12 protein-coding genes and 2 tRNA genes are annotated in these 13,591 nt (G+C 45.3%); 9 read left to right on the forward strand and 5 right to left on the reverse strand.

Features of this window, described 5'->3' with window-relative positions; genetic code table 11:
- Positions 1 to 152 precede the first annotated feature (152 nt).
- From ACOMG9_RS14015 to ACOMG9_RS14045, 7 genes are all read left to right on the forward strand, one after another.
- Positions 153 to 1,673 carry a hypothetical protein gene (locus ACOMG9_RS14015; RefSeq protein WP_448217315.1) on the forward strand — a complete coding sequence of 507 codons (1,521 nt, stop codon included), beginning with the start codon at positions 153 to 155 and terminating at the stop codon, positions 1,671 to 1,673.
- 149 nt (positions 1,674 to 1,822) lie between these two features.
- On the forward strand, positions 1,823 to 3,301 hold the full coding sequence (locus ACOMG9_RS14020; protein ID WP_494528983.1) for a hypothetical protein: 1,479 nt from the start codon (positions 1,823 to 1,825) through the stop codon (positions 3,299 to 3,301).
- A 170-nt stretch (positions 3,302 to 3,471) separates the two neighbouring features.
- Positions 3,472 to 5,028, forward strand: a complete 1,557-nt coding sequence (locus ACOMG9_RS14025; RefSeq protein ID WP_494528984.1) for a hypothetical protein — start codon at positions 3,472 to 3,474, stop codon at positions 5,026 to 5,028.
- 95 nt (positions 5,029 to 5,123) lie between these two features.
- Positions 5,124 to 6,401: a hypothetical protein gene (locus ACOMG9_RS14030; protein WP_448217318.1), complete on the forward strand. Its 1,278-nt coding sequence runs from the start codon at positions 5,124 to 5,126 to the stop codon at positions 6,399 to 6,401.
- A 93-nt stretch (positions 6,402 to 6,494) separates the two neighbouring features.
- Complete coding sequence (locus tag ACOMG9_RS14035; protein WP_448217319.1) at positions 6,495 to 7,976, forward strand: hypothetical protein; 1,482 nt, start codon at positions 6,495 to 6,497, stop codon at positions 7,974 to 7,976.
- Positions 7,977 to 8,127: 151 nt separating this feature from the next.
- Positions 8,128 to 9,402: a hypothetical protein gene (locus ACOMG9_RS14040; protein ID WP_448217320.1), complete on the forward strand. Its 1,275-nt coding sequence runs from the start codon at positions 8,128 to 8,130 to the stop codon at positions 9,400 to 9,402.
- A 170-nt stretch (positions 9,403 to 9,572) separates the two neighbouring features.
- Positions 9,573 to 10,829 carry a hypothetical protein gene (locus ACOMG9_RS14045; RefSeq protein ID WP_494528985.1) on the forward strand — a complete coding sequence of 419 codons (1,257 nt, stop codon included), beginning with the start codon at positions 9,573 to 9,575 and terminating at the stop codon, positions 10,827 to 10,829.
- Positions 10,830 to 10,894: 65 nt separating this feature from the next.
- Here the strand turns inward: ACOMG9_RS14045 and ACOMG9_RS14050 are convergent, their stop codons facing one another.
- From ACOMG9_RS14050 to ACOMG9_RS14070, 5 genes are all read right to left on the reverse strand, one after another.
- Positions 10,895 to 11,209 carry a TusE/DsrC/DsvC family sulfur relay protein gene (locus ACOMG9_RS14050; RefSeq protein ID WP_448217322.1) on the reverse strand — a complete coding sequence of 105 codons (315 nt, stop codon included), beginning with the start codon at positions 11,207 to 11,209 and terminating at the stop codon, positions 10,895 to 10,897.
- 3 nt (positions 11,210 to 11,212) lie between these two features.
- Positions 11,213 to 11,500, reverse strand: a complete 288-nt coding sequence (gene tusB, locus ACOMG9_RS14055; protein WP_448217323.1) for a sulfurtransferase complex subunit TusB — start codon at positions 11,498 to 11,500, stop codon at positions 11,213 to 11,215.
- The gene (gene tusC / locus ACOMG9_RS14060; RefSeq protein ID WP_422134080.1) at positions 11,500 to 11,859 is read right to left on the reverse strand and encodes a sulfurtransferase complex subunit TusC; all 360 of its coding nucleotides are present in this window, start codon (positions 11,857 to 11,859) and stop codon (positions 11,500 to 11,502) included. The genes tusB and tusC overlap by 1 nt, the downstream gene beginning before the upstream one ends.
- 2 nt (positions 11,860 to 11,861) lie before the next feature.
- On the reverse strand, positions 11,862 to 12,254 hold the full coding sequence (gene tusD, locus ACOMG9_RS14065; RefSeq protein ID WP_448217324.1) for a sulfurtransferase complex subunit TusD: 393 nt from the start codon (positions 12,252 to 12,254) through the stop codon (positions 11,862 to 11,864).
- Between the two features lie 67 nt (positions 12,255 to 12,321).
- Positions 12,322 to 12,993: a Bax inhibitor-1/YccA family protein gene (locus ACOMG9_RS14070; RefSeq protein ID WP_317146175.1), complete on the reverse strand. Its 672-nt coding sequence runs from the start codon at positions 12,991 to 12,993 to the stop codon at positions 12,322 to 12,324.
- A 238-nt stretch (positions 12,994 to 13,231) separates the two neighbouring features.
- Here ACOMG9_RS14070 and ACOMG9_RS14075 point away from each other — a divergent pair.
- Positions 13,232 to 13,322 (forward strand) — tRNA-Ser (locus ACOMG9_RS14075).
- A gap of 84 nt (positions 13,323 to 13,406) precedes the next feature.
- Positions 13,407 to 13,497 (forward strand) — tRNA-Ser (locus ACOMG9_RS14080).
- Positions 13,498 to 13,591 lie beyond the last annotated feature (94 nt).

A 13,591-nucleotide genomic window follows, 5' to 3' on the forward strand; every position in this document is an offset into this window, starting at 1 on the left:
GTATTGGATGCAGCCCACCGTAACAAGGTTCATTTTATAGATTGAACTAAAAACTGGTACTTTGGTCTAAATAAAAAGAACAGTCTTTAATCATTACAAGCTGAATAAACGTTTTTAATCTTATTGCATATTTATAGACAAGGAGAAAAGTCATGATTAACGGTATGAATACTCTCAAATCTCTCGTTCCGGCAACAATACCGGGCAACACTAGAGAAACTCCCACTGATAAGCCTGTTGATGTTACGCAAAAACGTGACATCACCCCTTATCTGAAAACCGACGGCAACGAAATTCAACAACCGACCGTCGATCTTTCAAGCCGAACCGTTACTGATTTGAATTCAGGCTTAAACAACTCAGACATCAGCCCGTCGTCCTCTGTGCTCGAGGCAGTCGCAAAAGTAGCAAGCAAAACTGAGACAGGGCAAAAAGTGGCGAACAAAGGTAGTTCACAAGAAGTAAATGAACGTTTTGATCCCACCGTATCGGAGAAGCGCCAGACTTTTAAGAAAGCCTTGCACAGCCAGAGCGTTCCTGAGGCCAGTGAACACATTGGACAAGATAAGCGTCCCATACAACTGAATGCTCCTGGCAAAGCTTACACGGGCAGTTCCGAGCGTATTCATTGGAAGCATATGAATAATACCCCCCGGGATAACTACTATGCGACCTATGCCAATGTACCGCTTGAGATTGAGCCGGAAACTGTCCAGATTGGCAACCAGCAACTGATTACGCTGGATACTTCGCAATCATTTGTTGATAAGGCTCTGGAGGCAGAGAGGGAATATTTGGAATACTTTAACTTCAGCTTTCTGGTTGATTTTTTACGCGAAAACAGCTCAATCAAATACATTGTTGATATTGGCTGTGGTGACGGAAAAAAATCCCTGTTAATGCAAAACTATCTCCATGAAAAGGAACTTCAGATTAAAGTGATTCCTGTTGATATTGCCAATACTTATGACAATGTATATAACGACGACAAGCCACTGCCCATCAACATTATCCCGGCTCAGGAAATTGTTGCCGCTAGACCGGCAACTACTTTGTTTACCGCCATACACCCTTTTACCGGCGACTACGATGAAGTAAAAGGATTGAGCAGTGAGATTACACAGGGAAAAACTGACTATTACATCACTACACTCATAAAAAACAATCCCGGCTGTTTTGTCCTGGCTACCGAAGACAGACACACATCCTCACCCCAGCGTTATATTCCACCAGAACTGGTGTACACCAAGCATTATCACGCCTACGCGAATAGCTTTTGGATAAAGTGGCTGGAGGATGATGACAGGGTGCCTTTTTACCAGGAAAAAGCTGCAGAAATGAACTCAGAAAACGGTAATATTCACCGGTTAAACCAATTACTGGCGAAACTTCCCGAACAGCGGGATGGTTATCTGGCTTCAATCTCCCAAATTACAGATCGAATAAAAAGTTACATACTCAAAGAGCCAGAGAAATTCTGGCCAGATAATATCTTCAATTTGCATATTAATGACACATTATTCATGGCAACTAACAAATCTTCCGAATGTATCACATTCGAAAGCATCGAAGATGAGATAAAAAGAAATAGATTGGAGATGCATTGCTGGCATGCCTATCGCCAGGATATCAATGCCTCAAAAGTTACCGGCCAGGCAGCAAAAACACCCTGATTTTAAATTAAAATTAAAAGACAGCCCAGTTTATGAATGGAGCTTTCAATTGATATTCTGGTCAAAAAATTAAGGATAAACTTTTAACCAGTTCTTTCTGAACAAGGGTTTTTAGTCACATTACATACTCATCGACAAGGAGAGCAGTCATGATCAGAGGTATGGACACTTTCAACTCTCTCGTTCCGACGGCAAAACAGGGCAATACTAAAGAAACTCATCCTGGTAAACCTGATGATGTTGCTCAAAAACATGACATTACCCCTCATCTGAAAACCGACGGTAACGAAATTCAACAGCAGACTGTCGATTTTTCAAGCCGAGCCGTTACTGATTTGAATTCAGGTATAAACAACTCTGACACCAGCCCATTGCCCAAACCGCGCGAGGCAGACGCAAAAGTAGCCAACAAAACTGAGACAGAGCAAAAAGTGGCGAACAAACGCAGTGCACAAGAAGTCAATGAACGTTTTGATCCCACCGTACCGAAGAAGCGCAAAACTTTTAAGATGACCTTGCACAACCAGAGCGTCCCTGAGACCAGTGAACACATTGGACAAGATAAACGTCCCACACAGCAGAACACTCCCTTAATGCCATACCCTGATACTTCCGGTTACAGACGCGTATTTGCCTTGATGGATAATACTACCCGGCACAATTACTGTGCGAGACATGCCAATGTAACGGCTGAGGTTGAACCGGAAACTGTCCGGATTGGCAACCAGAACCTGATGACCCTGGATACTTCACAATCATTTGTTGATCCAGACCTGGAGTCAGACAGGAGCAATTGGGAGGAGTTTAACCTCAGCTACCTGCTCGATTTTTTGGATAAAAACAAAACCATCGAATACATTGTTGATATTGGCTGTGGTAGCGGAGGAATATCCCTGTTACTGCAGAACCTTCTCAACGAAAAGAATTTCAAGATCAAAGTAATCCCTGTAGATGTTTACAATTATCACGACGATGAAGCTATCAAGTCACTGCCCATCAACATAATAGCGGCCCAGGAAATTGTTGGCGCTACACCGGTAAACACTTTGTTTATCGCCATACACCCTTTTACCGGCCACGACTATGAAGCAATAAAGCTAAGCAGGGACATTACACAGGGGAAAACTGACTATTACATCACCACACTCATAAAAAACAATCCCGGCTGTTTTGTCCTGGCCACCGAAGACCGCTTTGCCTCCTCTCCACAGCGTTATATTCCCCCGGAACTCGTGTACACCAAACATTACCAGGCATTCGTATACAGGATTCCGTCGGAGACCGATGAGGCAAAGGCCCTTCGTCAGGAGAAAGCTGCGGAAATGAATTCAGAAAATGGTGCTATTTACCGGTTAAACCAGTTGCTGGCAAAACTGCCTGAACAGCGGGATAGTTATCTGGCTTCGATCAATAAAATTACCAGCTGTCAACAGCAGCAAATACTCAGAAAGCCTTCTGAATTCTGGCCAGATGTCATCTTTGAGTTGCACATTAATAATGACTTATTAACGGAAGTTGGCAGAACTTTTGAAAGTATCAAACGTGAAGTAGAAAATAATCAATTGGAGATGCTTTGCTGGCATGTCTATCGTCAGGCTATCAATCCCTCAGAAGTGGCAAGCCAGTAGGCGAAAAAAGCCCGATTTTTAAATTGAAGGCCCCAAACGGCACAGTTATCCCTGAAGAGCCTGAGTTGAACTAAGCGTTGATATTTTGGTCTAAACATACAATTACAAATTTTAACCCGTTCAAGGTGAATAAAGTTATTGATCTTGTTGCATAGACGTGGAGACTAGTCATGATTCGTAGTACGGGCACAGCCAATTCTCCCATTCAGACGGCAAAACAGGGCAGTACAGAAAAAAAAACCTCTGGCAAACCTGATGATATTGCGCAAAAAAATAACATCACCCCGAAAACCGACGGCAACGGAATTCAACAACGACAAACCAAAAGTCTTTCGAGCCGAGTGATTACTGATTTAAATTCGGACTCAAACAACCCTGAAATCAGTCCATCACCCTCCTCTCTGCACGAGACTGTCGAAAAAGTAGCAAGCAACGCTGTGACAAAGCAAAAAGTGGGTAAAAATCGTCGTTTACAAGAAGTAGATGGGTATTTTGAGCCACTTTTTAACGCCATATCAGCGAAGCGACCCACTTTAGCGACAGCTTGGCATTGCCAGAGCGTCCCTGAGGCCAGTGGACCTATTGGACAAGACAGACGTGCCACACAGCAGATCGCTCCCTCCAGACCATACCCTGGTCATTCCAGTTACGAGTCTGCCTTTATGGATAACAGTCCCCGCAGCAATTTCTCTGCAACCTATGCCAATGTGCCCGTTACGGTTAAGCCGGAAACTGTCCAGATTGGCAACCAGCGGCTGATTACGCTGGATAGGTCGCAAGCATTTGTTGATCCAACCCTGGTGGAAGACAGAATTGATTCGGAACTTTATAACTTCAGTTTTCTGGCTGATTTTTTACGCCAAAACAACACCATCGAATACATTGTCGATATTGGCTGTGGTAATGCAGAAGCATCCCTGTCAATGCAAAACTATCTCAACGAAAAGACATTACCGATCAAAGTGATTCCTGTGGATGTCAGCAATGCTTATGCCGGTAAATCTGACGTCGCCACGACACTGCCCATCAACCTGATACCGGCCCAGGATATTGCTGGCGCTGCACCGGCAACCACTTTGTTCACCGCTATTCACCCTTATACCGACACAGGCTCAGTAGCAAGACGACTGAGCAGGGAGATTGCACAGGGGATGACTGACTACTACCTCACCACGCTGATAAAAAACAATCCCGGCTGTTTTGTCCTGGCAACCGAAGATCCCTACCTCTCCTCGCCCCAGCGTTATATTCCTCCTGAGCTGGTTTACACCAAACATTATCAGGCATTCGCGAATGACATGAAGCTGGATGATTATGAAACAAACCCCAACCAAGAGGCAAAAGCCATGAGAATGAATGCAGAAAAAGGTGATATTCACCGGTTAAACCATTTGCTGGCAAAACTTCCTGAAGAGCGGGCCCATTACCTGGCCTCGATCCCTGCAATTAAAGAAAAATTGCAAGTAGAATTACCCGGAAAACCTGAGCGAGCCAGGCCAGACAAAATCTTCAAGTTGTATCTTGACAAGATGGCATCTATCAAGGGTTTCAGGTTATACCCTGATATTAAACATGACCTGGCAAAAAATAGATTGGAGATGCGTTGCTGGCATGTCTATCGCCAGGATATTAATGCCTCAGAGGTTTCCAGCCAGGCTGCTAAAGAGCCGTATTTTTCAAATGGAAACTACCAGACAGTCCGTTTTATGAATGGAACTCAATATTAATATTTTGTCTGAAGAGAAAACGCAAAACTTTTACCAGTTCAAACTGAATAAGGATTTTTGATCTTATTGCTTATTAATCAACATGGAGAACCATCGTGATTAGAGATATGGAGACTTCTCATTTAAACGTCAAGACGACAGAACAGGTCAGTACTGAAAAAACTCCCCCTGACAAACCTGTTTATTGCAGGCAAAAACAAGAGGTCAACCCTTTTCTGAAAACCGATGGCAACGAAATCCACGAGCAACAAGTCTTCAGTCTTTCCTGCCGTAACGTTGCTGATTTGAAGACTCCTTCCAGGCCATATCCCGGTACTTCCAGATGTACATCAGTCTATATGGATAATAATCCCCGGGGGAACTACTCGGCTACCTATGCCAATCTACCGGAAACAGTTACACCGGAAACAGTCCGGATTGGTAATCAGCAACTGATCACGCTGGATACTTCGCAACCATTTGTTGATTCGGATCTGGCGGCAGAAAGGCGCTTTTTGGGATTGTATCACTTCGACTTTCTGGTTAATTTTTTATACCAAAACAACCAAATTGAATACATTGTTGATATTGGCTGTCACCGCGGAACAATATCCTTGTTAATGCAAAACTATCTCAATGAAAAGGGATTGCGGATCAAAGTAATTCCTGTGGACGTCCGTAATGATTATGCCAATGAAGCTGACGGTGCCAGGGCACTGCCCATCAACCTGATCCCGGCCCAGGAAATTGCCAATGCTTCACCCGCAACCACTTTGTTTACCGCCACACACCCTTATACCGGCTCAGGCTCAGGAGCAAGAAGACTGAATAAGGAAATTAGAGAGGGGATCGCTGACTTTTATCTCACCACACTGATAAAAAACAATCCCGGCTGTTTTGTCCTGATCACCGAAGATCCTTATGTATCCTCACCACAGCATTATATTCCCCCGGAACTGGTGTATAGCAAGCATTACTATGCATACCCGAACTTCCTTGTTCCAGCGGCTTGTGAGACAGAGAAAGCCATTCGTCAGGCAAAAGCTGCAGAAATGAATGCGCAAAGCAGTGATATTCACCGGTTAAACCAGTTGCTGGCCAAACTTCCTGAAATGCGGAACAGCTATCAAGCTGAGATTTCTGCATTGAAAGATCAATTACAGCCGGAAATAGTCAAAAAGCCCGATCGATTTTGGCCAGATGAAATCTTCAGGTTATATCTTGATAAAAGGTCCTTTACCGAAGGTGTCAGACCTTATGATGATATCCAATATGACGTAAAAAGAAAGGCATTGGAGCTGCGTTGCTGGCACGTCTTTCGTCAGGATATAAATACCTCAGAAGCCTGTGGATACAGCCCCCCAGAACAAAGTTCGGTTTATGGATTGAACTAATAACTTGTACCTTGGTCTAAATCTATAAGCACTGACTATTAATGAATAAACGTTTTTAAACTTTTTGCGTGCTCATCGACAAGGAGAACAGTCATGATTAGAGGTATAGAAAACCCTGTCGTTCCGACGACATTACCGGGCAATACTAAAGAAACTCGCCCTGATAAACCTGATGATGTTGTACAAAAACATGACATCCCCCCTCATCTGAAAACCGACGGCAACGAAATTCAACAACAGAGACTTGATCTTTCAAGCCGAACCGTTACTGATTTGAATGCAGATATAAAAAGCCCATTACCCAATGCGCGCGAGGCAGACGCAAAAGTAACCAGCAAAACTCAGACAAGGCAAAAACTGGCAAACAAACACAGTTCACAAGTATTAAAGCAATGTTTTGATCCCAGCGAATCACAAAAATGCAAGACTTCTGAGACAGCCTCGCACAGCCAGAGTGCCCCTGAGGCCAGTGAACACGTTGGACAAGATGAACGTCCCTTAGAACTGAACACTCCTCGCAAACCCTACCCGGGTAGTTCCAGGCGTCGACGTGAAGCCCATATGAATAATAACCCCTGGGGCAACTACTATGCGACCTATGCCAATGTACCGCGTACGTTTAGACCGGAAACTGTCCAGATTGGCAACCAGAAACTGATAACGCTGGATACATCACAATCATTTATTGATCCGGATCTGGAAGGAGACAGGAAAGATTTGGGACACCATAACTTCAGGTACCTGGTTGATTTTTTAAACAAAAACAACGAAATCAAATACATTGTTGATATTGGCTGTGGTGACGGAAAAAAATCCCTGTTAATGCAAAACTATCTCAAAGAAGAGGGCGTTCAGATTAAAGTGATTCCTGTTGATATTGCCAATGCTTATGACAATGTATATAACCACAACAAGCCACTGCCCATCAACATTATCCCGGCTCAGGAAATTGCTGGCGCTACACCAGCAACCACTTTGTTTACCGCCATACGCCCTTTTACCGAAGAGGACCGGGAAGCAGAGCAACTGACCAGGGAAATTGCACAGGGAAAAACCGATTATTACCTCACCACACTCCTGAAAAACAATCCCGGCTGTTTTGTACTGACCACCGAAGATCCGTACGCATCTTCACCCCAGCGTTACATTCCCCCGGAAATGGTGTACACCAGACATTACCATGCATTCGCAAATGCCTTTTCGCCGCACGATTATGAGACATTGTCTGATCGTCAAGCAAAGGCTGCGGAGATAAATGCAGAAAACGGTGATATTTACCGTTTAAACCAGTTGCTGGAAAAATTTCCTACCAGAGATCGGAATATTTATTTGTACTCGATCCCTCTAATCAGGGGAAATTTACAAAAGGAATTACCCAAGGAACCTGAGCAACTTCGCCCAGACAACATCTTCAATTCGTTTCTTCGAAATATCACATGTTTCGAGCCAATAAGTTCATATCTTGGAATTCAACGTGACTTAACAAGAAACAATTTGGAGATGCGTTGCTGGCATGTCTATCGTCAGGATATTACTACCTCAGAAGTTACCGAGCAAGGCACTAAAGAGCCCTGATTTTTTAAATTGAAACTAATAGACAGCCCGGTTTATGAATGGAACTCTCTATTGATATTCTGGTCCAAAAAGTAAGGACAACCTTTAAACCAGTTCATTCTGAGTAAGCGTTTGCAGTCTTATTACATGCTCATCGACAAGGAGTATAGTCATGATTAGAAGTATGGACACTGCCAATTTCCAGGCTCCGACAACAGAACAGGGAATTACAAGAGAAACTCCCCCTGACAAACCTGATCATGTCAGGCAAAAACGTGACATCGAGCCTCAATTAAAAACCGACGACGATGGAATTCAGCAACAACAGGCCGCCAGTCTTTCAAGCCGAACCATTACTGGTTTAAACGCTCATTCCGCAGCGTACCCTGAAACTCACTCGTATGGATATGCCCGTATGTATAATAATCCCCGGCGCAATTACTGTGCGAGCCATGCCAATGTATCGGGTACGGCTGAACCGAAAACTGCCCAGATCGGCAACCAGAAGCTGATAACACTGGATACTGCGCAATCATTTGTTGATTCGACCCAGGAGGCAGACAGGGACAATGTGGAACTCTTTAACTTCAACTTCCTGGTTGATTTTTTGCACAAAAACAGCGAAATCAAATACATTGTTGATATTGGCTGCGGTAACGCAAAGATATCTCTGTTAATGCAAAAATATCTCAATGAGCAGGAAGTTCAGATTAAAGTGATTCCTGTGGATATCGCAAATATTTACGGTAGTCTCTATGCAGTTTTCCACGACAAGCCACTGCCTATCAACATAATCCCGGCCCAGGAAATTGCTGACGCTACACCGGCAACCACTTTGTTTACCGTCTTACATCCTTTTACCGGCACGCCTTCAGAAGAAGAAAAACTCTCCGGGGAGATCGTAAGGGGGGAAACCGAGTATTACATCACCACACTCATAAAAAACAATCCCGGTTGTTTTGTCCTGGCCACCGAAGATCCCTATGCATCCTCACCCCAGCTTTATATTCCCCCGGAACTGGTGTACACCAAACATTACCATGCATTACCGAATTGCGTTTCGTCGGAAGATATTGAGACAAAATCCCTTCAAGAGGCAAAAGCTGCAGAGATGAATGCAGAAAATGGTGATATTGACCGGTTAAACCAGTTTCTGGCAAAACTTCCTGAGCAGCGGAGTCATTATCTGGCTATGACTTCTGCAATTACAGAGAGATTACAACGGCAAATGGACTTAAAACCCAGGCTATTCACGCCGGATTATATTTTTAATGCTTATCTCTGGGGAAAAAGGCTAGACGATAAGGCAATCAGGTCTCGCGCTCATATCAAATCTGTCCTGGAAAATTATGGACTGGAGCTGCGTTGCTGGCATGTTTATCGTCAGGACATCAGTGCCTCAAAAGTGACCAGCGAAACTGCGAAAGAGCCCTATTCTTCAAATTGAAGCTGCCAGACACCCTCTCCAGCCTGGGAACGAGCCGTCAACAACGCCCGGTTTATGGATTGAACTAATAACTAGTACTTTGGTCTAAATATGTAAGCACAGACTAAAACCGGCCCAAGCTGAATAAAATGTTTGATCTTTTTGATGACTCATCGACAAGGAGAAATGTCATGATTAGAAGTATGGACACTGCCAATTTACAGGCTCCGACGACACAACAGGAATTTACCAGAGAAACTCCCCCTGACAAACCTGATCATGTCAGGCAAAAACATAACATCGCCCCACAATTGCAAACCGACGGCGATGGAATTCAGGAACAACAGGCCACCAGTCTTTCAAGCCAAACCATTACTGGCTTGAACCCTCATTCTGCGTCGTCACCTGAAACTTACTGGGAATGTGAGCATATGGATAATAATCCCCGGCGTTATTGCTGTGCGAGCTATGCCAATGTACCCGGTACGTCTGAACCGAAAACTGTCCAGATCGGCAACCAGAAACTGATGACACTGGATACTTCGCAATCATTTATTGATGCGGCCCTGGAGTCAAACAGGGGTCATTTGGAACTCTTTAACTTCAGCTTTCTGGCTGATTTTTTAAGCAAAAACAGCGAAATCAAATACATTGTTGATGTTGGCTGTGGTTTTGGAAAAATATCCCTGTTAATGCAAAGCTATCTCAAAGAGCTGAACCCCCAGATCAAAGTAATTCCTGTAGATATCGGAAATGCTTATGCTATGCAGGATGGAACTTACTGTGACGACCCGCTGCCCATCAACATAATCCCGGCTCAGGAAATTGCTGGCGCTAATCCTGCGACCACTTTGTTTACCGCTATACACCCTTATACCGGCTTGCCTTCGGAAGAAGTACAACTTTGTAAAGAGATTGCACAGGGGAAAACTGATTTTTATCTCACCACACTCATAAAAAACAATCCTGGTTGTTTTGTCCTGATCACCGAAGACCCGCACGCATCCTCACCCCAGCAATATATTCCCCCGGAACTGGTGTACACCAAACATTACCACGCGCTCGCTCAAAGCATTACGCTGGAGGAGCGTCAGACAGAACCCCGTCGCCAGGCAATAGCCGCAGAAATGAACGCAGAAAACGGTGATATCTACCGGTTAAACCAGTTGCTGGCAACACTTCCTTCGCGGCAGGCTATTTATCTGTTTTTTACCTCCATAAATACAGAAAGGTTTGAACGGGAAATATCCTTAGCACCCTGGCAATACTCGCCGGATTATATCTTCCATTCGGCTCTTGAACCCATGTCACAGGACGTGGGGATTAAATCCTACGAAAACATCAAATCCGAGGTCGCAATACATAACCTGGGGCTGTTTTGCTGGCATGTCTATCGCCAGGATGTCAGTGCCTCAGAATCTTCCAGCCAGGCGGCTAAATCAAATTGAAGCTACCGGAGGGCTGTCGACCGGACAGCCCGGTTTTGTGGTGGGGATACACAGACCAGGCTGTTCTAGAAACAGTTTGTAGGTCTCGGCAGACCTGCAATTCTGGCAGCCAGTTTGGCGGGACTGCCGGGAAACAGCTTCATCAGATAGAGACTGTTCCCCTTCTCTTTTCCCAGCTGGTTGGCAACGTATTTCACAAAAGGTCTTTGACTGGGAGCGTGTTCAAATTGCTGATAATACTTTCTGAGCAGATTAAGGATTTCCCAGTGCTCATCGGTCAGAATAACTTGCTCTTCAGCAGCTAACTGACCCGCTACCTCTGGATTCCAGTCACTGAGGTTGACCAGATAACCGTCTTTATCAAGCATCAAATCCGACATATTCTAAAACCAGCTCACCACCTTGTCGTTGGCCACCGTCAGCTCAACAAAGCCCTGATAGTCCACCATACCAATATCGAGATCGTCTCTGTTTGTGATTCCCCGGGCCAGAACATCCGCCTCCAGCACATAGACGGTTACATGCCTGAGAAGATCCGATAAAACATCACTGGCTTCGTACAAAGCGTAAACGCCCTCTTCCAGAAGCAGAACACTGTCACCGGCATTAAGGGCTCTCAGGCAGAGCTCCAGGGGTTGTCCGGTTTTATTGACGGTATGCAGAGTAGCCATCAGAAACTCAATACCTTATCTTGCTGTGCCAGGAAAGAGGCCACCGCGTCCCCTTCCAGCAGTGTGTACAGGGGTAATAACTGCTCTGGATCAAGGTGACGCTCTGTCAGGGATTCTCCATCCACATAAACTGTTTCAATGCCATAGAGCTCCAGGGATTGAAAAAGGGCTGAAAGTTTTTTCCTTTGCAGCTGTCCGGGAGACTGCCCATCCAGGATCTGATAAACACCATCCCCCATCAGCAACAGACGGGTTGGGATCTCGTAGGATGCAGAAACCAGCACAGCGTCCAGGGCTTCTTTGGCAAATTGACCACGGTAAGGGGCCTGAGTCGATATAATACAAATGGATTGACTCATGCTTAGTCTCCAAAAGTAACCAGACGATCGGCCACAATCGTCGCTTCAATTAACTGGCCCAGTCCCGAGAGATCATACCCCTCTCTGAGATTGCTTCCAGACAGTTCGTACCTTTCAGCTTCTTCAGTATTCACCACACCTCTGCGAAGAGCCGCTGCGACGCAGACAACGGCATCAATACCCTGCTCCGTTATCAGCTTTTGCCATTGCTCTGGCAGATTCACCTCATCCTGTGGTGGAGAAACCAGGCTGGAAGCATTGTGCACACCCTCCTGATAAAAAAAGACCCGAATAATCTCATGGCCACAAGCCAGCAGGGCCCTGGCAAAAGAAAGCGCTGTCAGTGAAGACTGCCCGGTGCCGGAGGCACCGTATACAGCCAGTGCGTATTTCATTCAAAGACTCCCTTCGACAAAAAAATACCCCGGGGATACCGGGGTATTTATATGGGCCATCGAATACTTAGTCGTCAGACATGCCCAGCAGAGAAAGCAGAGCCGTAAACAGATTGTAGATATTCAGATACAAAGAGACGGTAGCGCGGATATAGTTAGTTTCGCCGCCGTGGATGATACGGCTGGTATCAAACAGGATAAAACCGGACATCAGCAATACAATGGCAGCAGACAGTGCCATAGATGCCGCCGGGATCTGGAAGAAGATCAGGGCGATACTGGCAATGACGGCCACAATCAGGCCAACCATCAAGAACCCCCCCATAAATGAGAAGTCCTTGCGGGTAACCAGTACATAGGCAGACAGAGCAAAGAATACGACGGCTGTTCCGCCCAGGGCCTGCATCACCAGAGAAGGACCATTAGGCAGAGCCAGATAAAAGTTCAGCATAGGGCCAAGAGCTGCGCCCAGAACACCGGTGAAAGCAAAAACAGCCACCAGACCTTTGCCTGAGTCAGCGGTTTTATTGACAACGAAAATCAGACCAAAACCTACCAGGCTGAGCACCAGGGCAGTGATACGGCTGATTTCCAGTGCCATGGCCACACCAGCAGTAAAAGCACTGAACAGCAGTGTCATACCCAACAACAGGTAGGTGTTGCGCAAAACACTGTTGATCTCAATGCCGCTGCCAACCTGTGTCGGCCTTGACGCTATAACGGTAGATTTTCGTTCCATCTTTTTATTCCTCACGTTGGGAGATATATAAGGAGTATACCAGAGCTGAACATGTCGGCTATATCCAAAACTTCGTTTTACATGATGCCCACAGTACCCTGATGGCGTTACAAAATCGTAACAATCGTTACTTTTTCCGATGCTTTGCCATAAATATTTTTCCATTCAGGAGATATCCTTTGGTTTTCAAGGGTTTGACAGTTGATCGTTTTCAGGTAATATTCATTCCCGTTGCTGCGGAGGGATGGCTGAGCGGTTGAAAGCACCGGTCTTGAAAACCGGCGTGGGTTAATAGCCCACCCAGGGTTCGAATCCCTGTCCCTCCGCCATATTTAAATTTCCTTTGAAATCAGATATCTGTAGGCAGTTACTTGGGTGACAGCTTGCTTTTACTGTGAATTTTCACCTGATACGGTGGGTTGGCTGAGTGGTTGAAAGCACCGGTCTTGAAAACCGGCGTAGGTTAATAGCCTACCCAGAGTTCGAATCTCTGACCCACCGCCATCTATTACGAAAACCTCTGGAATCATGCTGGTCTGTTTGCGAGTTTCATTTGTTTGAAACCTTATTGCTTCAGACATCCTTATCTGAACGCTTT

The organism is Endozoicomonas sp. PH6C (assembly GCF_059322965.1).

What these genes read in the sequence shown, in the direction of transcription:
- tusC (WP_422134080.1), bottom strand. Translation starts at nt 11,859, where the DNA reads ATGAGTCAATCCATTTGTATTATATCGACTCAGGCCCCTTACCGTGGT.
- ACOMG9_RS14040 (WP_448217320.1), top strand. Translation starts at nt 8,128, where the DNA reads ATGATTAGAAGTATGGACACTGCCAATTTCCAGGCTCCGACAACAGAA.
- ACOMG9_RS14025 (WP_494528984.1), top strand. Translation starts at nt 3,472, where the DNA reads ATGATTCGTAGTACGGGCACAGCCAATTCTCCCATTCAGACGGCAAAA.
- tusD (WP_448217324.1), bottom strand. Translation starts at nt 12,254, where the DNA reads ATGAAATACGCACTGGCTGTATACGGTGCCTCCGGCACCGGGCAGTCT.
- ACOMG9_RS14045 (WP_494528985.1), top strand. Translation starts at nt 9,573, where the DNA reads ATGATTAGAAGTATGGACACTGCCAATTTACAGGCTCCGACGACACAA.
- ACOMG9_RS14070 (WP_317146175.1), bottom strand. Translation starts at nt 12,993, where the DNA reads ATGGAACGAAAATCTACCGTTATAGCGTCAAGGCCGACACAGGTTGGC.
- ACOMG9_RS14035 (WP_448217319.1), top strand. Translation starts at nt 6,495, where the DNA reads ATGATTAGAGGTATAGAAAACCCTGTCGTTCCGACGACATTACCGGGC.
- ACOMG9_RS14020 (WP_494528983.1), top strand. Translation starts at nt 1,823, where the DNA reads ATGATCAGAGGTATGGACACTTTCAACTCTCTCGTTCCGACGGCAAAA.
- tusB (WP_448217323.1), bottom strand. Translation starts at nt 11,500, where the DNA reads ATGGCTACTCTGCATACCGTCAATAAAACCGGACAACCCCTGGAGCTC.
- ACOMG9_RS14015 (WP_448217315.1), top strand. Translation starts at nt 153, where the DNA reads ATGATTAACGGTATGAATACTCTCAAATCTCTCGTTCCGGCAACAATA.
- ACOMG9_RS14050 (WP_448217322.1), bottom strand. Translation starts at nt 11,209, where the DNA reads ATGTCGGATTTGATGCTTGATAAAGACGGTTATCTGGTCAACCTCAGT.